Source organism: Pseudomonas sp. RC3H12, from assembly GCF_018596375.1.
In the GTDB taxonomy this organism is placed as follows: domain Bacteria; phylum Pseudomonadota; class Gammaproteobacteria; order Pseudomonadales; family Pseudomonadaceae; genus Aquipseudomonas.
In genome coordinates this window covers 3,306,580-3,328,548 of the sequence record NZ_CP075595.1, presented here as the reverse complement: position 1 = coordinate 3,328,548, position 21,969 = coordinate 3,306,580, and the positions used below count along the sequence as shown (strand labels likewise).

Below are 21,969 nucleotides of genomic sequence, written 5' to 3'. Positions count from 1 at the left end.
CAAAAAACCCGATGCCGAGTAACCGGCATCGGGTTTTTTGTTGCCTGTGCCGGCCTCAGATCTGTTCGAGCAACCAGCCACGAAACGCTCGCAGCGATGGCAGTGCCTCGTTCCTGGGCGGATAGATCAGGTAGTAGCTGCGCTGGCTGGCGAAGGGCTCACCCGGGCTGAACAGCTCGCCACTGGCCAGTTCGTCCGCCACCAGTATGCGCGGCACCAGGCCGATGCCGATCCCGGCGCGCACGGCCTGGATCAGGTGCGAGGTCAGCTCGAAGCTTGGCCCGAGGCGCATGGCGCGGTGGGGCAGGGCATGGTGGGAAAACCACTCGCCCCAGGCATGGGGGTTGTTGGCGACGTTGAGCAGTACTTCCTCGCTGATCCTTTGCGGGTTCCATTGGTCGTCCGCCATGGCTTGCGGCGGCAGGATCACCACCAGTTCCTCGGCATGCAGGCGATGGCAGATCAGCCCGGGCAAGTCATGGCTGGCAACGCCGATGGCCGCGTCGATCTCGCTGGTGTCGAAGTTGATGGCTTCGATACGTGAATGAATGTGCACCAGCATGCCGGGGTGGGCGCTGTAGAAGGCATGCAGGCGCGGCAGCAGCCATTTCGAGCCGAAGGTCGGCAGCGTCGCCAGGCGCAGGGTGCCGACGCCGGACTGATAGGCCAGTGCCTGCAGGGTGGCGCTGCGGATGCGGCCGAGGGCCTCGCTGAGTTCGCGCTGGTAGAGGCGCCCGACGTCGGTCAATTGCACCTGGCGGCCCTCGCGACGGAACAGTGTCAGCCCCAGTTGTTGCTCCAGTGCCTGCACCTGGCGGCTCACCGCGCTCTGGGTCAGCGACAGTTCGGCGGCGGCGCGGGTATAGCTTTCATGCCGCGCGGCGGCCTCGAAGGCCAGCAGGAGCGACATCGAAGGGGTGAGGTGGCGGTAATTCATTCATAAAGCTCATCGATAGCGGCAGGAATATCCGTTTGCCCCTGGCGCGAAACTACAGGAACATTGACGCATTCGAAATCCTCCCATGATCCATTCATGCCGGAGCGACAAGATTTCCGTGAATTAGCCGATATCAAAGAGGCATCCTTCGATGATCGCCCAGCTGCCGCCCCGCGCGCCCGCCGCCCAATACCCCGAATTCCTAGAAGCCCTGAGAAGCAGCGGCTTCCGTGGCCAGATCAGCGCCGACTACGGCACCCGCACCGTGCTGGCCACCGACAACTCGATCTACCAGCGCCTGCCCCAGGCGGCGGTGTTCCCGCTGGACGCCGACGACGTGGCGCGGGTCGCCACGCTGATGGCCGAGCCGCGTTTTCGTGACATCAAGCTGACCCCGCGTGGCGGTGGTACCGGCACCAACGGCCAGTCGCTGACCGACGGCATCGTCGTCGACCTGTCGCGGCATATGAACACCATTCTCGAAATCAACGTCGAGCAGCGCTGGGTGCGGGTGCAGGCGGGCGTGGTCAAGGACCAGCTCAATGCCGCGCTCAAGCCCCACGGGCTGTTCTTCGCGCCAGAGCTGTCCACCTCCAACCGCGCCACCGTCGGCGGCATGATCAACACCGACGCCAGTGGCCAGGGCAGCTGCACCTACGGCAAGACCCGCGACCACGTGCTCGAATTGCACAGCGTGCTGCTCGGCGGTGAGCGCCTGCACAGCCTGCCGATCGACGACGCTACGCTGGAACAGGCCTGCGCCGCGCCCGGCCGGGTCGGCGAGGTGTACCGCATGGCCCGCGAGATCCAGCAAACCCAGGGCGAACTGATCGAGAGCACCTTCCCCAAGCTCAATCGCTGCCTGACCGGCTACGACCTGGCGCACCTGCGCGACGATCAGGGCCGCTTCAACCTCAACAGCGTGCTGTGCGGGGCCGAGGGCTCGCTGGGCTATGTGGTCGAGGCCAAGCTCAATGTGTTGCCGATCCCCAAGTACGCGGTGCTGGTCAACGTGCGCTACACCAGTTTCATGGACGCCCTGCGCGACGCCAATGCGCTGATGGCGCACAAGCCACTGTCGATCGAGACCGTCGACTCCAAGGTGCTGATGCTGGCGATGAAGGACATCGTCTGGCACAGCGTCGCCGAATACTTCCCGGCCGACCCCGAGCGCCCCACCCTGGGCATCAACCTGGTGGAGTTCTGCGGTGACGAGCCGGACGAGGTCAATGCCCAGGTCCAGGCCTTCGTCGCGCACCTGCAGGCCGACAAGGGTGTCGAGCGCCTGGGCCACACCCTGGCCGAAGGCGCCGAAGCGGTGAGCCGCGTCTATGTGATGCGCAAGCGCTCGGTGGGGCTGCTGGGCAACGTCGAGGGTGAAGTGCGTCCGCAGCCGTTCGTCGAGGACACCGCGGTTCCGCCGGAGCAACTGGCCGATTACATTGCCGACTTCCGTGCATTGCTCGATGGCTACGGCCTGGCCTACGGCATGTTCGGCCATGTCGATGCCGGTGTGCTGCACGTGCGCCCGGCGCTGGACATGAAAGACCCGGCCCAGGCCGCGTTGGTCAAGCCGATCTCCGATGCCGTGGCGGCGCTGACCAAGCGCTATGGCGGCCTGCTGTGGGGCGAGCACGGCAAGGGCCTGCGCTCAGAGTATGTGCCGGAGTACTTCGGCGAGCTGTACCCGGCCCTGCAGCGACTCAAGGGCGCGTTCGACCCGCATAACCAGCTCAACCCCGGCAAGATCTGCACCCCCCCGGACAGCGCCGAAGGCCTGACCCCGGTGGATGGCGTGACCCTTCGCGGCGACCTCGACCGCAGCATCGATGAGCGCGTGTGGCAGAGCTTCGGCAGCGCAGTGCACTGCAACGGCAACGGCGCCTGCTACAACTATGACCCCAACGACGCCATGTGCCCGTCGTGGAAAGCCACCCGCGAACGCCAGCACTCGCCCAAGGGCCGTGCCTCGCTGATCCGCGAGTGGCTGCGCCTGCAGGGCGAGGCGAACATCGATGTGCTCGCCGCCGCCCAGCGCAAGGCCTCCTGGCTCAAAGGGCTGCCGGCGCGGCTGCGCAACAGCCGTGCGCGCCGCCAGGGCCAGGAAGACTTCTCCCACGAGGTGTACGACGCCATGGCCGGCTGCCTGGCGTGCAAGTCCTGCGCGGGGCAGTGCCCGATCAAGGTCAACGTGCCGGACTTCCGCTCACGCTTCCTCGAGCTGTACCACGGCCGCTACCAGCGTCCGCTGCGCGACTACCTGATCGGCTCGCTGGAGTTCACCATCCCGTACCTGGCTCATGCGCCGGGCCTGTACAACGCGGTGATGGGCTCGAATTGGGTGAGCAGGCTGCTGGCGGACAAGGTCGGCATGGTCGATAGCCCGCTGATCAGTCGTTTCAACTTCCAGGCTACTCTGACCCGTTGCCGGGTTCAGGTCGCCAGCGTGCCCGCGCTGCGTGAGCTGACCCCGGCCCAGCGCGAGCGCAGTATCGTGCTGGTGCAGGACGCCTTTACCCGCTATTTCGAGACGCCATTGCTGGCCTCGTTCATCGAGCTGGCCCATCGCCTGGGGCACAAGGTGTTCCTCGCACCCTATAGCGCCAACGGCAAGCCGCTGCACGTGCAGGGTTTCCTCGGTGCCTTCGCCAAGGCGGCGGTCCGCAACGCCACCCAGCTCAAGGCCTTGGCCGACTGCGGCGTGCCGCTGGTGGGGTTGGACCCAGCGATGACTCTGGTCTATCGCCAGGAGTACCAGAAGGTCGATGGCGTGGAGTGCCCGTCGGTACTGCTGCCCCAGGAGTGGCTGATGAACGTGCTGCCCGAGCAGGCGCCGTTCAAGGCTGACAGCTTCCGCCTGATGGCCCACTGCACCGAGAAGACCAATGTGCCGGCCAGTACCAAGCAGTGGGAGCAGGTTTTCGCCCGCCTGGGATTGAAGCTGGTCACCGAGGCCACCGGCTGCTGCGGCATGTCCGGTACCTATGGGCACGAGGCGCGTAACCAGGAAGCCTCGAAGACCATCTTCGAGCAATCCTGGGCAACCAAGCTGGACAAGGCGGGGGAGGCACTGGCGACCGGCTATTCGTGCCGTAGCCAGGTCAAGCGCATGACCGAGAAGCAGCTGCGCCACCCGCTGGAAGTGGTGCTGCAGTACGCCCAGCGCTGACCCGTCGGACCCTCGCGGGGCAAGCGCGTGGGAGCGGGCTTGCCCCGCGAGGCTTTCAGGCCTCGCGCAATCGACGTGCCTGGCGATACAGGTACAAGCTCAACACCAGCCCGCATCCCGCTGCCGCGGCCGCGAACAGGAAAATCGAGGCAAAGCCGAAGCCTGCCGCCACGGCGCCCACCAAGGGTCCGGTGATGCCCAGCGACAGGTCGATGAACAGTGAGTAGGCCCCCACCGCCGCGCCACGGTTGGCCGCCGATACCTGGTTGACCGCCTCCACCCCCAGCGCCGGAAATACCAGCGAGAACCCGAAGCCGCTCAACGCTGCACCCGCGAGGGCCAGTCCGGGCGTCGGCGCCAGCCAGAGCATCAGCAATCCCAGGGTTTCTACCGACAGGCAGGCGATAGCCACGCGAAAGCCGCCGATGCGGTTGATCAGGTTGCCGAACAACAGCCGCGCACAGATGAAGCTGGCACCGAACAGGCTCAGGGTCAGCGCGGCGTCGGGCCAGCCGCGGCTGGCGTAGTACAAGGTGATGAAGGTGGCGATGGTGCCGAAACCGATCGAGCCCAAGGCCAGCCCCGAGCCATGCGGGAAAACCTTGCCCAGCACGCGCAGGAATGGCAGCCGCACCCCTGCCACCACCGGCGCGGCGCGCTTGGGCCAGGCCAGCAGTAGGCCAAGGATGCCGAGCAGGATGATGCTCGCGCCCATGCTCCACAGCCCCAGGTGCTTGACCATCAGTACCCCAAGCGGTGCGCCGATGGCCAATGCGCCATAGCTGGCGATGCCGTTCCAGGAGATCACCTTGGCGGTATTTTCCGAACCGACCCGGCCGATCCCCCAGCCGATCGAGCCTGAGCCCACCAGGCTCTCGGCGCTGCCCAGCACCAGGCGGCCGATGAACAGGCAGGTCAGGCTGAGCCAGGGCAGGTGGGTGAGGAAGCTGCAGGCCAGCATGAACACGCCGCTCAGGCCACAGCCGAACAGGCCGTACATGACCGCCTTCTTGCTGCCGAGGTTGTCGATGATGCGGCTGGCGGTGGGGCGGCTAAGCAGGGTGGCCAGGTACTGCACGCTGATCACCAGGCCCGCGACCACGGCGCTGAAACCCAGTTCGTTGTGCACGTAGCCAGGCAGCACGGCCAGGGGGATGCCGATGTTCAGGTAGCCGATGAAGGTGAACAGGACGATGGCGATCACCTGGGCGGTGATCCTTGGTGAGGAGAGGTGAGTCTCGGGCATGTGGGTTCCAATCATGGTGAAGCTGAGGCTTCACCATGATAGCCATCTCGACCCAGGCTGGATATGAAGCTTGGATCGGGAAGGTGATGAGGCGGCCGCGGTCGTCAAGACCGAGCCACAGTTACCACCAGAGTCTGAACTGGGTCAGGTTGGATAGGTGTCCAAGTAGGTCACCCAGAAGTCGGCGCTTGCGTAGTTGAGCCTCAGTTGAGGGAGCACCACCGCCCCGCAGGATCTACAGGTATCCATTCGAGTAAACATATGGATTGAGTAGATACTGTTCGATGAGTGATTTTCTTTGAGGATGGTTGCAATCAGGCGTTCCGAATCCAGGTAGCGGTCATACGGCCTAACCGATACGCTACCTGAATGTCGCACAACTGGAAGGCTGACGATGTCTGGATCAGGTGTGCGGTTATGCATCAACGCGCCGGCATCGATGTAGGTGGTATCGCCTACGCTGTGGCTGTTTGCGCCGGGCGCATAGGGTTTGAGATGTAATCCTTCCGCTCGCTTGCCGCCAGCTAATGCGTAATAGACGAATTTTTCTCCATCGTTGGTGACAATCGAAGCAAACGCCAGGTTGCTGTTGTTCATCTGTCTGGCAATCATTTCAGCAACATCACGTTGAGCAATGTTGTTGACCGTCAATGGTACCCAAAGGTGCTCCCTCCCTTGAATCGGCAGCAGCTCATTCAGCGTTTCGACGGTGCTTTTTTTTTCGGCGCTATTGCGTTGGGCGATGGACTTCCAGTCTGAAATCAGACTTCTTGTTTCGTCTATCAGACCTAGTTGAGCGCGCTCCCCCGAGAGGATGTTTTCTGCGTAGTGAAGCATTTCATTGCGTTGATTGTTGTCAATGCACCATTGCGCATACGCCCGGTAGTTTCGGTTGGAGCGGGAGGCTGCAAGCCACGCCTGCAGCCCTGGCTCACGTTTCTCCACGAGGGTGCTGAACAGCAGCTTGGCAATATTGTCTCGATCGGTTGAACTACCGGGCCGCTCGGCGACGAATCGGTACTGATTGGACAGGCGCAAGTACTCATCGATTTCACTGGCGTCGGTCACCGGGGTAAATATGAGTGTTCCCGGGCCTTGACGAGTTTTATAGAATTTACCGTTGTCTACTTCCACGTAGATGTTTTTTTGCGCGTTCCACTCCATATTGAGCCCGCGTAAGCGTCGTCTATCCATGATCTGCGCTGATACTTGTTCCAGCTCTACGACTGGAACGTGGGGGTTGATTGCCTTGGCCTGCGTGCCACTGATCGCGTGTGATAGGCCGAAGTTACGCTCGCTGGACATGCGGCCGTTGATCTGGGGTAGGTAAGTCGGTGTGTTGGGCAGCCCCAGGCTGCTGCATTGCTCCGCGCTCAGTGCAAGCAGTTTCTTTTCCCTTGTGAACTGGACAGGCCGTGTTCCCTTGATGGGCGCATGGTCCCATTTGCAAAACTTTCCTTCGTGAACCAGCAGATCCAGCGAGGTGGCCGAACTCAGGTCCGTGGCCGCCATGTTTCGGCGCTCAAGATGAAACTCCCTCGCTTCGAATGCCTGGCTGATTTCCTGCCCGCGTGTCAGTGGGGGCTGATTGGGAAGCGTGCGTTCGACGGGAAGGCTGATCAACTTGGTGAATGGCGTGCAAGAGGCCTCCTCCAGATCGCGCCTGAGACGACAGGTCACCTCCGAGACGGATATGGCCTCCAGGTCGCTGACGGGTGTATTGGATAGTTGCGTCAGGCAAGGTTCGGGCAGGTTGGCATCGAGGTGGTAGTCGTGACCATCAATCTGGATGTCGTAGTGCCCTGCACCCTTGTAACGAACCCGCAGACGACATGCTTCAGCAATAGCCAGGCTTATCTTGCTGTCTTCGGACATGACGCCTGCGATACGTGTCGGATAATGCCCTGGACTAATCGAGCCCAGGCTTTTCAAGGGCGTCAATGAAGGTGCTTGTGCCGTTCCTTCGACGATAAGCCTAGGTCCGTAGGGCAGGTTGTCGTGTGGATCAAGCAGTTTGTAACTTGGTTTTTCTAGGGTGCCTAGATCCTGCACGAGGCAGTTTTCGGTATTTCCCACCTGCATCAGGTCGTTCGCTGAGTAAGGATGCGCCCTCTCACTCAAGGCGTTCAGGGCAATGCTGTATGCACCCTCTTGCGTCATGTGCACCAGTCGAGGGGTTCCTCGCAGGTCGTGCAGCCAACGTAGCGCAGGCTTTTCCCAGGACTTTACGGATAGCCAGCGTGCAAGTCGGCCCATATCTCTAAATACGAGAGCCGGGCTTTGCTGGGCCAAGTGGCTGACCAGCTCCACGATAGCGCTGCTCATTGCTTCGCAACTGGCTCGCAAGCTGAGGCGACCGGCTGTACGTATGACTGTCGCGCTCGAGGCAATGAACTTGCCTGCCGGTATCAGGACGCCTATCGAATCCGTTACGCACCCTGCGATGACACCTGCCGAGTGATCACCTTCCGCCAGATCGGAAATGCAGCCATAAAAAGGCAGGATCGCACGCGCGAGGAATTCAGCGATCTTCTTCTCCAGCGCGATCATCTCTTCCCATGGGGTGGTGTGAGTGTGATCTGCCTTGAACTGCGCCAGCGTCGATGCGTAGAGGTGCGCTGTCGCAGTAGTGGCCAGTGCCTGGAAAAAGTCGGCCTCACTGGCCTGCTGCGCATAGACCCGTCTCGATGCTGCAATCAGTTTGCCCTTGCGTGGCGTCTGGAGCTGATTCGCCAGGCGCGAGGGAGTTCCGTTGAGATAGGCGTCACTGTCCAGGGGGTGCAACGGGGTCGCGCGGGCCTGGAGTTCGCGGTCGTGGTTCCCCCAGTGCTTGTCCATCGTCTCGACAATATTGCCGCTAAAACCGGTGTTCGGCTCAACCCTGTAACTGAATTGTTGGTTGCAAGGGCGAAGTGCACCGGCACTGGGGGTGAGCTCGAAGAAATACTCTTTACTGGCGTCGTGACTATCGAAATCTTCTCGGTGGTCGCCAGGCTGGCAACGGATGAACAGGCCTTGGATTCCTGTTTGCTCCTCGCTGTCCGACGGTGTGTTGAACGCTACCCGGCTCACTTCACAGGTGGAGGTATAAAGCTGTGTGCGCAAGGCTTGCGGCAGTTCCATGAACAGGCGCTTGATCAGGCGTGCATGAGCTTGCTGCCAGTCGGCCTTGAACGATGCGAAGGCCTGCTCATACAGCGTTGGAACTGTGCTTTTCCCCGCCCGATAGAGATCGCCGGACATGACTAACTGGGTCAGGTTTTCGATGATTGGCCGCGGGCTTGGTGCGCCGACATCGTCCACGAAACCGGGAGTGGTGATGGTGTGGTGCCAGGTGTAAACGGTCGCTTTGACCAAGCCCCGGGCACTCAGGTAGTGCCATGTTCCATCGGTTTCGATCGGTTTGTCCCAATATTGCCTGTCAACACCGGCCTGGCTTAATTGTTCTTCGGCCAGCGTTTTGCGGTCCGGTGGCGTCATGGCGAGCTGGCTTGCATCGTCAGCAAAGGACTTTTGTGCGTCAGCGGTGAACTCCAGCGCACGCTGAATCTGATGTGCCGTTGCTTGCCCGATGTCCTCAACCGTCAAGTCTGCAAGCGCGCCATGGGCCTTCGCATAGCGTAATGCCGGTAGGGCCAGGGCGTTGCTCCAGTGGCGCTGTACCTGTTCATCATCAGAGGCACTCAAGTCGCTGGCCAATGTGACAACTTTGTCAAATGAGGCTCTGCAACTGGCGCCGGGCATCATCGCTTCAAGCAGCCTGGCACCGTGAATCAGCGCAACGCTTTGCAGAGAACGGCCATAGTAGAGCCAGTCGGGTGTGCCGGTAACCAGCAGTTCGGGAGCGATTTCGCGAAGCAGCAGGTATTCGAGCAGCTCCAGTGCGGCCGGGGAAATGCCAGGATTGCGCTCAGTGATAGCGTTGCTGATTTTTTTACGCAATTGCAGGTGGTTGTACTCGGATACCCAGTGGCCCTGGAATTCTTCGGCCATCGAGCGATTCGACTGCGTCCGTGGCCCCAAAAAGTGATCGATGATTGCTCGGCTTGCCAGTGCTTGTGTCGCACGCGGGGATGCGGACTCTCCAACAGAGGCACCATACCAACCTGCAAGGCCGAGTAGGGGGCGGAAAACGTCTGCAAACTGCAGTGACCGCATCATCAGTTGCCAGGCTTGCGGGGCAGGCATCAGCAAATGTCGCTTGCCTTGCTTGCGCTCGCAGAGCAGTTCAAAGCCTGCGTTCGTGAACAATTCGTCGATGGAGCAGTCGTCAGACCAGTCGTTGAAGGCGAGTGGCGTACTCATCAGGGCTCGACTGTCAGGCAAAGGTTCGAGCGGGGAGGGGGCAAGCGTTGTTGGTGTAAGGGGCAACAGCAAGGAGGCTAATCGAAGGCAGCCTGTGCGACTGAGTGATGGGTGCACCTGCTTCAGTTTGTTTGCAAAGGAAAACGCCTGCATACCCCGGGCGCGTTGAGCATTTTCAAGGGTGAGCTTCACCCAGGCTTCAGTATTTTCGTGTACTGCATGAAGTGCCACTTTCCTGAGAAGTCGGACCCCCAGATCCTGAGTATGGGCCTTGCTCCATTCAACCGGTGGGCTGTTATCGTGAGAACGATCTTCATCCACCCAGGTCGGTATCTGTGAGGCAGCAGCAAGCGCCTTGATACGAAGCTTCATCATGGGCTGGGTGAGGTGCATGTTTCGGGAAAGTATCAGTGCTTTATCTTCGTACTCTGCTGTGGTGGGCAGTAATTCCTCAAGCGTCGTGACCAGGGATGCCAAGGCTGACAGGGCCGGGCTCAATTGGTATGCCGTAAGGCCCTGCAACAGGTTTTCAGCAGGGCATTGCGCAAGCCAATCGCTGGCAAGGTCTCGGCGCTGACCCCGCTTGAACTGCAGCATCCACATCTGCAATGAACTGGGCACGCCGGCCAGCAGTTCGCCCAGTTCGAAAAATGCCTCCTTGCCTAGCCGGGCAGCCTCTGTACTCGGCATGTTTTCACCAAACAACAAGTTATCCAGCTGCTTTCTCGCGGTATCCGTTTTAATCGAGGCTTCATTAAGCCATGCGAGGCGGGCAAAAAAATGGTGGATGTGGCGGGGTGTCAGGGTTTCTGGTGCAACGCTCAATACTGCGGCAACCAATGCGTAGGTCTTCGTGTTGCCGTACAGATCCATAAGATTGGTAAAGAAGAAGCGTGGGTCTTCAGGGAACTGCGTGTTGTTGTCCAGCAGGAATCTGAGAGTGAGGTGAACTGCCCTGATAGGATCGTGCGCCTCACGTGGCGCGCTCAGGGGAATGTCCAAGTTGTCGGCGACCAGGACAGGAGTAGATGCCTGGATGTCGTTATCCATGTCTTCATCAGTCGAGTGCCAGCTTGTTACATGTGTTCGGATTCTTTCCAGCAGTTGCGATGGGGTGATCTGCGTGGCGTCGGGGCCTGGCGCTGGTTCATTGCCGGTGGTCGGTATCCGGTTCTGGGATATTGAGTGGCTGGGTGTGGCGCCAATACGCTGAGCGGTGGGAGATGCGTCACAGAGGGGGTGGAGAGTGGGTTGGGAGTCAATTGACATGTGGCCTCCTGTAGGGAGGGCAACAGTCTGTGGATTCAACCAAGGACAGGGTGGTACAGGGTTATCGCATTCTGAGGGGAATCTGGACGGTGTGAAAACGTGATGACGGGGATAGCCCGCAGGTCAGCCGTTTTCACACAGTCGGAGGGGGATGCGCGGCTATTCCTGGTCGGCGCTGGATTGATCGTCACTGTCCTGCTCGACGACGGGCGTCGGTTCGGCGTGGGCGGCAACGGATTGCTCTTCGGGGTTCAGGCTTGGGAAGGGAAGATTCGGGATTTCATGCATCTCGTCGTTCCTCGCAAGTGTGAGTGAAAAGGCAGCGCTTGGCGCATGTGAGGCTTCGAAAAGCTGGGGCAGGATACAGCAGTCTGGATGACAGTTTGGGATTTTTCCCGGACGCTGGTCGGTTTTAGCGGGCGGCTATCGGACAGGGGGAAGCAGGAGGGGCGCGGGAGCGGTTTGTCCCGCGATAGTGCTATCGCGGAGCAAGCCGCTCCCGCGCCCCTGCGGCCAGGTTTCAGCGACAGACGTCGGCGATGGCCGCTGCCAGCTGCTCCAGGCGCTTGGCATCTGCACCGGCGATGTTCGCCCGGCCGGTACCGACCATGTACACGCTGTGCCGCTCACGCAGCAGGCGCACTTGCTCGGGGTTCAGGCCGGTGTAGGAGAACATCCCGCGTTGCGCGGCGATGTGCGCGAAGCGCTCGGCCAGGCCATGGGGCTCCAGCGCTTTCACCAGGCCGACGCGAAGCTCGGCGATGCGCTGGCGCATGGCGTTCACTTCTTCGATCCACAACGCCTTGAGTGCCGGGTCCCCGAGGATCTCGGCGACCACCGCCGCGCCATGGTCTGGCGGCGTCGACCACAGGTTGCGCGCAATGAACGCCAGTTGGCTGCGCACATCCTGCAGTTTCTCGGCGTCGTGGCTGCACACCAGCAGGGCGCCGGTGCGCTCACGGTACAGACCAAAGTTTTTCGAGCAGGAGCTGGTGATCAGCAGTTCCGGCAGTTCGGCGGCGAACAGGCGCACTGCCCAGGCGTCCTCCTCCAGACCGTCACCGAAGCCCTGGTAGGCAAAGTCGATCAATGGCAGCAGGTTGCGCCGCTTGACGATGTCGAGCACCGCGCGCCAGTCGTCCTGGCCCAGGTCGAAGCCGGTGGGGTTGTGGCAGCAGGCGTGCAGCAACACCACGTCGCCTTGCGGTGCCCGCTCAAGTGCGGCGAGCATGGCGTCGACGTTCAGGCGGTTGTCCGCGCCCACGTAGGGGTAGTGCGACACCTTGAGCCCGGCCCCGGCGAAGATCGTCTCGTGGATCGGCCAGGTCGGGTCGCTCAGCCAGATACCGCGGCCCGGCAGGCAGTGGGCGATAAACTCCGCCGCCAGGCGCAGGGCACCTGTGCCGCCAGGGGTCTGGGTGGCGCCGGCGCGCTGGCTTTTGAGCAGCGTGGAATCGCTGCCCAGCACCAGCTCGCTGACCAGGCGCGTGAACGCTGCATCACCATGGCCGCCGACATAGCTCTTGGTGGCCTGCCGCTCGACCAGGCGCTGCTCGGCCTGCTTGACCGCAGCCGGAATCGGCGTGAGCCCTTGGGCGTCCTTGAATACGCCGACCCCCAGGTCGAACTTGGCCGGGTTGCCGTCGCGGGCGTAGGCCTCCATCAGCCCCAGGATCGGGTCGCCAGGGATCCGACCGATGGCCGAGAAGTGCATCACTTGCGCCCTTCAGCAGTTTTGGCGACCTCGTCGGTGCGCGCGCACATGATGAAGTCGTTGCGGTGCAGGCCTTTGATCGAGTGGCTCCACCAGGTCACGGTGACCTTGCCCCACTCGGTCAGCAGGCCAGGGTGGTGGCCTTCGGCTTCGGCGATTTCGCCGATGGCGTTGGTGAAGGCCAGGGCGTGCTTGAAGTTCTTGAACAGGAATACGCGCTCGAGCTCCATGTGGCCGTCGCGGGTTTCGATGTTCCAGTCCGGAATCAGTCGGATCAGCTCCGCCAGTTCCTCGTCGGTGACTTTCGGCGCATCGGCGCGGCAGGCTTCGCAGTGGGCTTGGTTCAAGGCATTCATGGGTGATTTCCGGTTTGAGTTGTTATCGACAAGGGCGCTCAGGCAGCGGCCTTGGGTGGAAACTTCGGTGCGTGCAGGCCCAGCTGCATGGCCTGGTGGACCATGGCCATGATGTCTTCGTGGGCCAGGTCGAACAGACGCTTCATGTTCGGCAGGACGAAGTACAGGGGCTGCAGGATATCGATGCGATAGGGCGTGCGCATGGCTTCGATCGGGTCGAAGGCCTGGTGCTCCGGTTCGCTGGACAGACTATAGACCGTCTCTTTCGGCGAGGAGAGGATGCCGCCGCCGTAGATCTTGCGGCCTTGCGCGGTCTCCATCAGGCCGAATTCGATGGTCATCCAGTACAGGCGTGCCAGGTAGACGCGCTGTTCCTTGGTCGCCGCCAGGCCGAGCTTGCCATAGGTGTGGGTGAATTCGGCGAAGAACGGGTTGGTCAGCAGTGGGCAGTGGCCGAAGATCTCGTGGAAGATGTCGGGCTCCTGCAGGTAGTCCAGCTCTTCCGGGGTGCGGATGAAGGTGGCGACCGGGAAGCGTTTGCTGGCCAGCAGTTCGAAGAAGGTCTGGAAGGGGATCAGCGCGGGGACGCGGGCGACCTGCCAGCCGGTGGTGGCGCCAAGCACCTTGTTGACTTCGCCCAGCTGCGGGATGCGGTCATGGGGCAGCTTGAGCTGGTCGATGCCGTCCAGGTATTCCTGGCATGCCCGGCCTTCGATCACTTTCAGCTGACGGGTGATCAGGGTGTTCCACACCGCATGCTCTTGCTGCGGGTAGTCGATAAAGCCATGCGCATCGGGCTCGCGTGCCACGTATTGCGTCTGTTTCATGTGGCTCTCCTGGTGAGGGCGTTCTTGTTATATGTACAGGACATACCTTAGGAATATCCCTACAAACGACGTTTTGCACCGGGGTGAGGGCCGACCCTGCGTATCCGTTTATCTTCTGTTCGTAACGATAATTTTACAAAATCAGCGTCATCCCGGAAAATCACGGACATCGAGCTGGGCGGACTGCTATTTTTGTCAGCTTATCTTTACGACTTTTCCGTGGTGCGAGCAAAAACTCGGCCGCTTAGAGAACCTTTATGCGCATCAAAGTGCATTGCCAGAACCGCATCGGCATATTGCGGGACATCCTCAACCTGCTGGTGGAGTACGGGATCAACGTGTTGCGCGGCGAAGTGGGAGGTGACCATGGCAACGCCATCTACCTGCACTGCCCGAACCTGATCAACCTGCAGTTCCAGGCCCTGCGGCCCAAGTTCGAGTCGATCGCCGGGGTGTTCGGGGTCAAGCGCGTCGGCCTGATGCCCAGCGAGCGCCGGCACATGGAGCTCAATGCGCTGCTGGGGGCGCTGGACTTCCCGGTGCTGTCGATCGACATGGGTGGCAGCATCGTTGCCGCCAACCGCGGCGCGGCGCAGCTGCTCGGCGTACGGGTGGACGAAGTACCGGGCATTCCGCTGTCGCGCTATGTCGAGGACTTCGACCTGCCGGAGCTGATACGGGCCAACAAATCGCGAATCAACGGCCTGCGGATCAAGGTCAAGGGCGATGTGTTCCTGGCCGATATCGCACCGCTGCAGTCCGAGCATGACGACAGTGAAGCCCTGGCCGGCGCGGTAATCACCCTGCACCGCGCGGACCGTATCGGTGAGCGCATCTACAACGTGCGCAAGCAGGAGTTGCGTGGGTTCGACAGCATCTTCCAGAGCTCACGGGTAATGGCCGCCGTGGTACGCGAGGCTCGGCGCATGGCGCCGTTGGATGCACCGCTGCTGATCGAGGGCGAGACCGGTACCGGCAAGGAACTGCTGGCGCGGGCCTGTCACCTGGCCAGCCCACGTGGCCAGGCGCCGCTGATGGCGCTCAACTGCGCCGGCCTGCCCGAGTCGATGGCCGAGACCGAGCTGTTCGGCTATGGGCCGGGAGCGTTCGAGGGGGCGCGGGCCGAGGGCAAGCTGGGGCTGCTGGAGCTGACGGCCGGCGGCACCTTGTTCCTCGATGGGGTGGGGGAGATGAGCCCGCGCTTGCAGGTCAAGTTGCTGCGCTTCCTGCAGGATGGCTGTTTCCGCCGGGTCGGCAGCGACGAAGAGGTCTACCTGGATGTGCGGGTGATCTGCGCGACCCAGGTCGACCTGTCCGAACTGTGCGCACGCGGCGAGTTTCGCCAGGACCTCTACCACCGCCTCAACGTGCTGTCGCTGCACATCCCGCCGCTGCGCGAATGCATGGATGGCCTGGAAGGGCTGGTGCAGCACTTCCTCGACCAGGCCAGCCGACAGATCGGCTGCCCGCTGCCGCGCCTGGCGCCGCCTGCAATGGAAAAACTCGGCCAGTATCATTGGCCGGGCAATGTGCGCCAGTTGGAGAACGTGTTGTTCCAGGCGGTGTCGCTGTGCGAAGGCGGGGTCGTGAAGAGCGAACATATCCGCTTGCCGGATTATGGCGCGCGCCAACCGTTGGGCGAGTTTTCCCTGGATGGCGATCTTTCGCAGATTGTCGGGCGGTTTGAAAGGGCGGTATTGGAAAGTTTGATGAGTGAATTCCCAAGTAGTCGGGCGCTGGGAAAAAGATTGGGCGTTTCCCATACGACCATTGCCAACAAGTTGCGGGATTATTCGTTGAACAAGTCGGTGGAATAATCTGGAAGTTTATCGAGGCTGAAATTGATCGCAGGGCAAGCCCGCTCCCACGAATGCAAAGGTGGTGGGAGCGAGCTTGCCTCGCGCTAAGCCTATGGCCTCAGCCGTTGGAGCAACCGTTGCCCATCACGCGGTATTCGAGAATGTGCTTCTGGCCCTGGGAGTCCTCATAGGTCATGCGCGCAGGCACCACTTCGCAGACGTTCGGCACTTCGCTCATGGAGATGACGCGGGCGATGTCCAGGTGCTGCGAATAACTGTACTGTTCAACCGGAATCTGCTCGACATCTTTTGCTTCGCCGGCCAGTGCCGCGCCGCAAAAACCGCCAAGTACCAATACCAGTAAAGCTTTCATTTTCAATTTACCTGTCTAAGGTCGTGAGGGGGCGCGCGGCGCTTGTGGCGCCGCGAGTGCAACTAAGTTTCAACTATCAGGATGAGGTGCGGATTAACGTTGCCTTCGTGGGGGCTGTTTCCAAGTTAATCGCGTTGCCGTTGCTGGCGAGGTGAATTCTAGGAGGGTGGCCAGGGCTGAAACAGAGCGGGTTTTGATAAAGTCTTTTGACAGAATCTGTAACAATCCCTGGCAAAGCGCTGCCTTTTCCCGCCTGCGATGGCTGCATGCCATGCACTAGAGCGGTCGCTGCACATTCATGGATTGACGGTCCGTCGCGTTACTACCAACGTCGAATGGTCTTTGTCGCTCTGGTACAGTTACAAACGCTTCCATACAAAAACAACTATTACACCGAGGTAACACAGATGAGTGCGGCTCCACTGTATCCCGTTCGTCCCGAGGTTGCGGCCAGTACCTTGACCGACGAGGCCACCTACAAGGCCATGTACCAGCAATCGGTGATCAACCCGGACGGCTTCTGGCGTGAGCAGGCCCAGCGTCTGGACTGGATCAAGCCCTTCACCAAGGTCAAGCAGACCTCCTTCGACGACCACCATGTCGATATCAAATGGTTTGCCGACGGCACTCTCAACGTTTCCTACAACTGCCTGGACCGCCACCTCGAAGAGCGCGGCGACCAGTTGGCGATCATCTGGGAAGGCGACGACCCTTCCGAGCATCGCAACATCACCTACCGTGAGCTCCACGAGCAGGTCTGCAAGTTCGCCAACGCCCTGCGTGGCCAGGACGTGCACCGCGGTGACGTGGTCACCATTTATATGCCGATGATCCCCGAGGCCGTGGTCGCCATGCTGGCCTGCGCGCGCATCGGTGCGATCCACTCGGTGGTGTTCGGCGGTTTCTCGCCCGAGGCGCTGGCCGGCCGCATCATCGACTGCAAGTCCAAGGTGGTGATCACCGCCGACGAAGGCCTGCGTGGTGGCCGCCGTACCCCGCTCAAGGCCAACGTCGACCTGGCCTTGACCAACCCTGAAACCAGCAGCGTGCAAAAGATCATCGTGTGCAAGCGCACCGGTGGCGACATCGCCTGGCACCAGCACCGCGACATCTGGTACGAAGACCTGATGAAGGTCGCCTCCAGCCACTGTGCGCCGAAAGAAATGGGTGCCGAAGAGGCGTTGTTCATCCTCTATACCTCCGGCTCCACCGGCAAGCCCAAGGGTGTGCTGCACACCACCGGCGGCTACCTGGTGTATGCCGCGCTGACCCACGAGCGCGTGTTCGACTACCGTCCGGGCGAAGTGTACTGGTGCACCGCCGACGTGGGTTGGGTCACCGGCCACAGCTACATCGTCTATGGCCCGCTGGCCAATGGTGCGACCACGTTGCTGTTCGAAGGCGTGCCGAACTACCCGGACATCACCCGCGTGTCGAAGATCGTCGACAAGCACAAGGTCAACATCCTCTACACCGCGCCGACCGCCATCCGCGCCATGATGGCCGAGGGCGAGGCGGCGGTCGCCGGCGCCGATGGCTCCAGCCTGCGCCTGCTGGGTTCGGTGGGCGAGCCGATCAACCCTGAAGCCTGGAATTGGTACTACAAGACTGTCGGCAAGGAGCGTTGCCCGATCGTCGACACCTGGTGGCAGACCGAGACCGGCGGCATTCTCATCAGTCCGTTGCCGGGCGCCACGGGGCTCAAACCGGGTTCGGCAACCCGTCCGTTCTTCGGCGTGGTACCGGCGCTGGTGGACAATCTGGGCAACCTGATCGACGGCGCCGCCGAGGGCAACCTGGTGATCCTCGATTCCTGGCCGGGCCAGTCGCGTTCGCTGTACGGCGACCACGACCGTTTCGTCGACACCTACTTCAAGACCTTCCGCGGCATGTACTTCACCGGTGACGGCGCCCGTCGCGACGAGGATGGCTACTACTGGATCACCGGTCGCGTGGATGACGTGCTCAACGTTTCCGGGCACCGCATGGGCACCGCCGAGATCGAGAGCGCGATGGTGGCGCATCCGAAGGTCGCCGAGGCGGCGGTGGTGGGCGTGCCGCACGATATCAAGGGGCAGGGCATCTATGTCTACGTCACCCTGAACGCCGGCGAGGAGTCGAACGAGCAGTTGCGCCTCGAGCTGAAGAACTGGGTGCGCAAGGAGATCGGCCCGATCGCTTCGCCGGACGTGATCCAGTGGGCGCCTGGGCTGCCGAAGACCCGCTCGGGCAAGATCATGCGCCGCATCCTGCGCAAGATCGCCACTGGCGAGTACGACGCGCTGGGCGATATCTCCACCCTGGCCGATCCAGGGGTGGTGCAGCACCTGATCGACACCCATAAGGCGATGAGCCTGGCTTCGGCCTGAGCGTCGCGGGGCTGCCTTGCAGCCCCGGTGATCCTGAAACCATGACAAAGCCCCGCCGGCACCCGGCGGGGTTTTTGCTTTACTGATGCAAACTGTTACTCCGACATTCATCGGTAACCGTCGCTGTCACCGATTTCGCCCAAATGCGGGGCTTGTGGAAACATCTGCGTGCCAAATGAGTGCATTCTGCGGGCATTTCGTGCAGGGTCGCACGCTGCGCTTGCCGGAATACAAGGCTTTGCCAATAATGGGCCCGCTTATTGCTTTGGGTATAGGTTATTTCTCTTTTGCTCTTGCATATCTCGCAGGAGCTGTCAATATCGCCCGCCGCGGTTCCTGGCGCTTCTGTAATTAGTTGTCGCTTTGAAGAAATATCGACCACCGGGCTGTCGCTAGAATGCCACTCACTCGCTCGTGGTCTGCGACCTTGGTCGAAACCTGCGCGGCTCGCGTTGTACCCATTCGCATATCGGGCAGCCGTTACAACTGCCTTGTATTGCCCCGTACCGATGGAGTTACCTGATGAAGAAGCTCGCACTGCTTGGCGCCCTGGCGCTTTCCGTGTTTTCCCTGGTATCGCAGGCCGATGAGAAGCCGTTGAAGATCGGTATCGAGGCCGCCTACCCTCCCTTCGCCTTCAAGCAGCCCGATGGCAGCCTCGCCGGCTTCGACTACGACATCGGCAACGCCCTGTGCGAACAAATGAAAGCCAAGTGCACCTGGGTCGAGCAGGAGTTCGACGGCCTGATCCCGGCACTGAAAGTGCGCAAGATCGACGCCATCCTGTCGTCCATGTCGATCACCGACGACCGCAAGAAGTCGGTCGACTTCACCAAGCGCTACTACCTGACCCCGGCGCGCCTGGTGATGAAGGAAGGCACCGCCGTCAGCGACAGCCTGGCTGAGCTCAAGGGCAAGAAGATCGGCGTGCAGCGCGGTTCGATCCACGACCGTTTCGCCAAGGAAGTCCTGGCTCCGCAAGGCGCCACCGTGGTGCCCTACGGCACCCAGAACGAAATCTACCTGGACGTCGCCGCCGGCCGCCTGGACGGCACCGTGGCCGACGCCACCCTGCTCGAGGACGGCTTCCTGAAGACCGATGCCGGCAAGGGCTTTGCCTTCGTCGGTCCGGCCTTCACTGACACCAAGTACTTCGGTGATGGCGTCGGTATCGCCGTGCGCAAGGGCGACACCGCCAACGCCGAGCGCATCAACGCCGCCATCGACGCGATCCGCGCCAACGGCAAGTACAAAGAGATCGAGAAGAAGTACTTCAACTTCGACATCTACGGTCCAGACTCGAAGTAACCATCGAGTTTCACCTGTGCAATGGTGCAAACAGCAGAATCTCTGAGGTTTGCACCATTTTTCATTCCCAAGCCCTGAGGAATCCGAATCATGTTGAAAGGCTATGGGGCAGTCATCCTCGACGGGGCGTGGCTGACGCTGCAGCTCGCCTTGTCGTCGATGGCCCTGGCCATCGTCCTCGGCCTGATCGGCGTGGCGCTGCGTTTGTCGCCGGTGCGCTGGTTGGCCTGGCTGGGGGACCTGTACTCCACGGTGATCCGTGGCATCCCTGACCTGGTCCTGATCCTGCTGATCTTCTATGGCGGCCAGGACATCCTCAACCGGGTGGCGCCGCTGCTCGGCTATGACGACTATATTGACCTCAATCCCCTGGTCGCCGGCATCGGCACGCTGGGCTTCATCTTTGGCGCGTACCTGTCGGAAACCTTCCGCGGTGCCTTCCTCGGTATCCCCAAGGGCCAGGCAGAGGCGGGCGCCGCCTACGGCATGAGCGGTGTCCAGGTGTTCTTCCGCATCATGGTGCCGCAGATGATCCGCCTGGCGATTCCGGGCTTCACCAACAACTGGCTGGTGCTGACCAAGGCGACCGCGCTGATTTCGGTGGTCGGCCTGCAAGACATGATGTTCAAGGCCAAGCAGGCGGCGGACGCCACCCGCGAACCCTTCACCTTCTTCCTCGCGGTGGCGGCGTTGTACCTGGTACTGACCAGTGTCTCGCTGCTGGCGCTGAAGTATCTCGAGAAGCGCTACTCGGTGGGCGTCAAGGCGGCTGAACTATGATCTTCGACTACAACGTCATCTGGGAAGCCATGCCGCTGTACCTGGGCGGTCTGCTGACCACCCTCAAGTTGCTGTCGCTGTCGCTGCTGTTCGGCTTGCTGGCGGCCATCCCGCTGGGCCTGATGCGCGTCTCGAAACAGCCGCTGGTGAACATGAGCGCCTGGCTGTACACCTACGTGATCCGCGGCACGCCGATGCTGGTGCAGCTGTTCCTGATCTACTACGGCCTGGCCCAGTTCGAGGCGGTGCGCGAGAGCATCTTCTGGCCTTGGCTGTCCAGCGCGACGTTCTGCGCCTGCCTGGCCTTCGCCGTGAACACCAGCGCCTACACCGCCGAGATCATTGCCGGCAGCCTCAAGGCCACGCCCCATGGCGAGATCGAGGCGGCCAAGGCCATCGGCATGTCGCGCATGAAGATGTACCGCCGCATCCTGCTGCCGTCGGCGCTACGCCGGGCGCTGCCGCAGTACAGTAACGAAGTGATCATGATGCTGCAGACCACCAGCCTGGCGTCGATCGTCACCCTGATCGACATCACCGGTGCCGCGCGCACGGTCAACGCCCAGTACTACCTGCCTTTCGAGGCCTACATCACGGCGGGCGTGTTCTACCTGTGCCTGACCTTCATCCTCGTGCGCCTGTTCAAGATGGCCGAACGCCGCTGGCTCGGTTACCTGGCGCCGCGCAAGCACTGACCGCTCTGTGAGATCCGACAGTATGTACAAACTCCAAATCCAAGACCTGCACAAGCGCTACGGCAGCCATGAGGTGCTCAAGGGCGTCTCCCTCGAAGCCAAGGCAGGCGACGTGATCAGCATCATCGGCTCCAGCGGTTCGGGTAAATCGACCTTCCTGCGCTGCATCAACCTGCTGGAGCAGCCGCACGCGGGCAAGATCCTGCTCAACAACGAAGAGCTCAAGCTGGTTGCCGGCAAGGACGGCGCGCTCAAGGCCGCCGATCCGAAACAGCTGCAGCGCATGCGTTCGCGCCTGTCGATGGTGTTCCAGCACTTCAACCTGTGGTCGCACATGACTGCGCTGGAAAACGTCATCGAGGCGCCGGTGCACGTGCTGGGCGTCAACAAGAAGGAAGCGCTGGAGAAGGCCGAGCACTACCTGGCCAAGGTCGGTGTGTCCCACCGCAAGGACGCTTTCCCCGGGCACATGTCCGGTGGCGAGCAGCAGCGTGTGGCCATTGCCCGCGCCCTGGCCATGGAGCCGGAGGTGATGCTGTTCGACGAGCCGACTTCGGCGCTGGATCCGGAGCTGGTGGGCGATGTGCTCAAGGTCATGCAATCGCTGGCCCAGGAAGGCCGCACCATGGTCGTGGTCACCCATGAGATGGGCTTTGCCCGTGAGGTTTCCAACCAGCTGGTGTTCCTGCACAAGGGCCTGGTGGAAGAGCGGGGCTGCCCGCGTGAAGTGCTGGTCAATCCGCAGTCGGAGCGCCTCAAGCAGTTCCTTTCCGGCAGCCTGAAGTAAAGGCTGCACTTTTGCACCATGATGGGGCATGCTGC

Annotated in this window: 15 protein-coding genes; 7 read left to right on the top strand and 8 right to left on the bottom strand. The window is 61.5% G+C overall.

Annotation, left to right across the window (positions count from 1 at the left end; genetic code table 11):
• Positions 1-55: 55 nt before the first annotated feature.
• Positions 56-937, bottom strand: a complete 882-nt coding sequence (locus tag KHO27_RS15145) for a LysR substrate-binding domain-containing protein (RefSeq protein WP_102683102.1) — start codon at positions 935-937, stop codon at positions 56-58.
• A 151-nt stretch (positions 938-1,088) separates the two neighbouring features.
• On the opposite strand from KHO27_RS15145, the gene ydiJ reads away from it, so the two are divergent.
• Positions 1,089-4,106 carry a D-2-hydroxyglutarate dehydrogenase YdiJ gene (ydiJ, locus tag KHO27_RS15140; protein WP_214500424.1) on the top strand — a complete coding sequence of 1,006 codons (3,018 nt, stop codon included), beginning with the start codon at positions 1,089-1,091 and terminating at the stop codon, positions 4,104-4,106.
• A 55-nt stretch (positions 4,107-4,161) separates the two neighbouring features.
• Here ydiJ and KHO27_RS15135 read toward each other — a convergent pair whose 3' ends face one another.
• From KHO27_RS15135 to phhA, 6 genes are all read right to left on the bottom strand, one after another.
• Positions 4,162-5,352 (bottom strand): MFS transporter, encoded by a 1,191-nt coding sequence (locus KHO27_RS15135; RefSeq protein WP_110702346.1) that lies wholly within the window; start codon positions 5,350-5,352, stop codon positions 4,162-4,164.
• 144 nt (positions 5,353-5,496) lie between these two features.
• On the bottom strand, positions 5,497-10,707 hold the full coding sequence (locus KHO27_RS15130; RefSeq protein ID WP_214500423.1) for a deaminase domain-containing protein: 5,211 nt from the start codon (positions 10,705-10,707) through the stop codon (positions 5,497-5,499).
• 378 nt (positions 10,708-11,085) lie between these two features.
• Complete coding sequence (locus tag KHO27_RS26350; RefSeq protein WP_256591399.1) at positions 11,086-11,214, bottom strand: hypothetical protein; 129 nt, start codon at positions 11,212-11,214, stop codon at positions 11,086-11,088.
• A 232-nt stretch (positions 11,215-11,446) separates the two neighbouring features.
• Positions 11,447-12,640 carry an amino acid aminotransferase gene (locus KHO27_RS15125; RefSeq protein WP_110702350.1) on the bottom strand — a complete coding sequence of 398 codons (1,194 nt, stop codon included), beginning with the start codon at positions 12,638-12,640 and terminating at the stop codon, positions 11,447-11,449.
• A complete protein-coding gene (locus KHO27_RS15120; protein WP_023628481.1) occupies positions 12,640-12,996 on the bottom strand; it encodes a 4a-hydroxytetrahydrobiopterin dehydratase in 357 nt (118 codons plus the stop codon). The genes KHO27_RS15125 and KHO27_RS15120 overlap by 1 nt, the downstream gene beginning before the upstream one ends.
• Before the next feature lie 38 nt (positions 12,997-13,034).
• Complete coding sequence (phhA, locus tag KHO27_RS15115) at positions 13,035-13,823, bottom strand: phenylalanine 4-monooxygenase (protein ID WP_110702352.1); 789 nt, start codon at positions 13,821-13,823, stop codon at positions 13,035-13,037.
• A gap of 257 nt (positions 13,824-14,080) precedes the next feature.
• On the opposite strand from phhA, the gene KHO27_RS15110 reads away from it, so the two are divergent.
• Complete coding sequence (locus tag KHO27_RS15110; protein ID WP_110702354.1) at positions 14,081-15,640, top strand: sigma-54-dependent transcriptional regulator; 1,560 nt, start codon at positions 14,081-14,083, stop codon at positions 15,638-15,640.
• A 100-nt stretch (positions 15,641-15,740) separates the two neighbouring features.
• On the opposite strand, the gene KHO27_RS15105 is transcribed toward KHO27_RS15110, so the two are convergent.
• A complete protein-coding gene (locus KHO27_RS15105) occupies positions 15,741-15,995 on the bottom strand; it encodes a DUF2790 domain-containing protein (protein ID WP_023630669.1) in 255 nt (84 codons plus the stop codon).
• A 407-nt stretch (positions 15,996-16,402) separates the two neighbouring features.
• Between KHO27_RS15105 and acs the strand changes: the two genes are divergently transcribed.
• From acs to KHO27_RS15080, 5 genes are all read left to right on the top strand, one after another.
• The gene (acs, locus tag KHO27_RS15100; RefSeq protein ID WP_038706576.1) at positions 16,403-18,364 is read left to right on the top strand and encodes an acetate--CoA ligase; all 1,962 of its coding nucleotides are present in this window, start codon (positions 16,403-16,405) and stop codon (positions 18,362-18,364) included.
• A 522-nt stretch (positions 18,365-18,886) separates the two neighbouring features.
• Positions 18,887-19,672, top strand: a complete 786-nt coding sequence (aotJ, locus tag KHO27_RS15095; protein WP_050706738.1) for an L-arginine-binding protein AotJ — start codon at positions 18,887-18,889, stop codon at positions 19,670-19,672.
• 90 nt (positions 19,673-19,762) lie between these two features.
• Positions 19,763-20,452 (top strand): ABC transporter permease, encoded by a 690-nt coding sequence (locus KHO27_RS15090; protein ID WP_023630944.1) that lies wholly within the window; start codon positions 19,763-19,765, stop codon positions 20,450-20,452.
• Complete coding sequence (locus KHO27_RS15085) at positions 20,449-21,147, top strand: ABC transporter permease (RefSeq protein WP_110702356.1); 699 nt, start codon at positions 20,449-20,451, stop codon at positions 21,145-21,147. Before KHO27_RS15090 ends, KHO27_RS15085 begins: the two co-directional genes overlap by 4 nt.
• A gap of 22 nt (positions 21,148-21,169) precedes the next feature.
• On the top strand, positions 21,170-21,934 hold the full coding sequence (locus tag KHO27_RS15080; protein ID WP_023630946.1) for an ABC transporter ATP-binding protein: 765 nt from the start codon (positions 21,170-21,172) through the stop codon (positions 21,932-21,934).
• Positions 21,935-21,969: the final 35 nt, after the last annotated feature.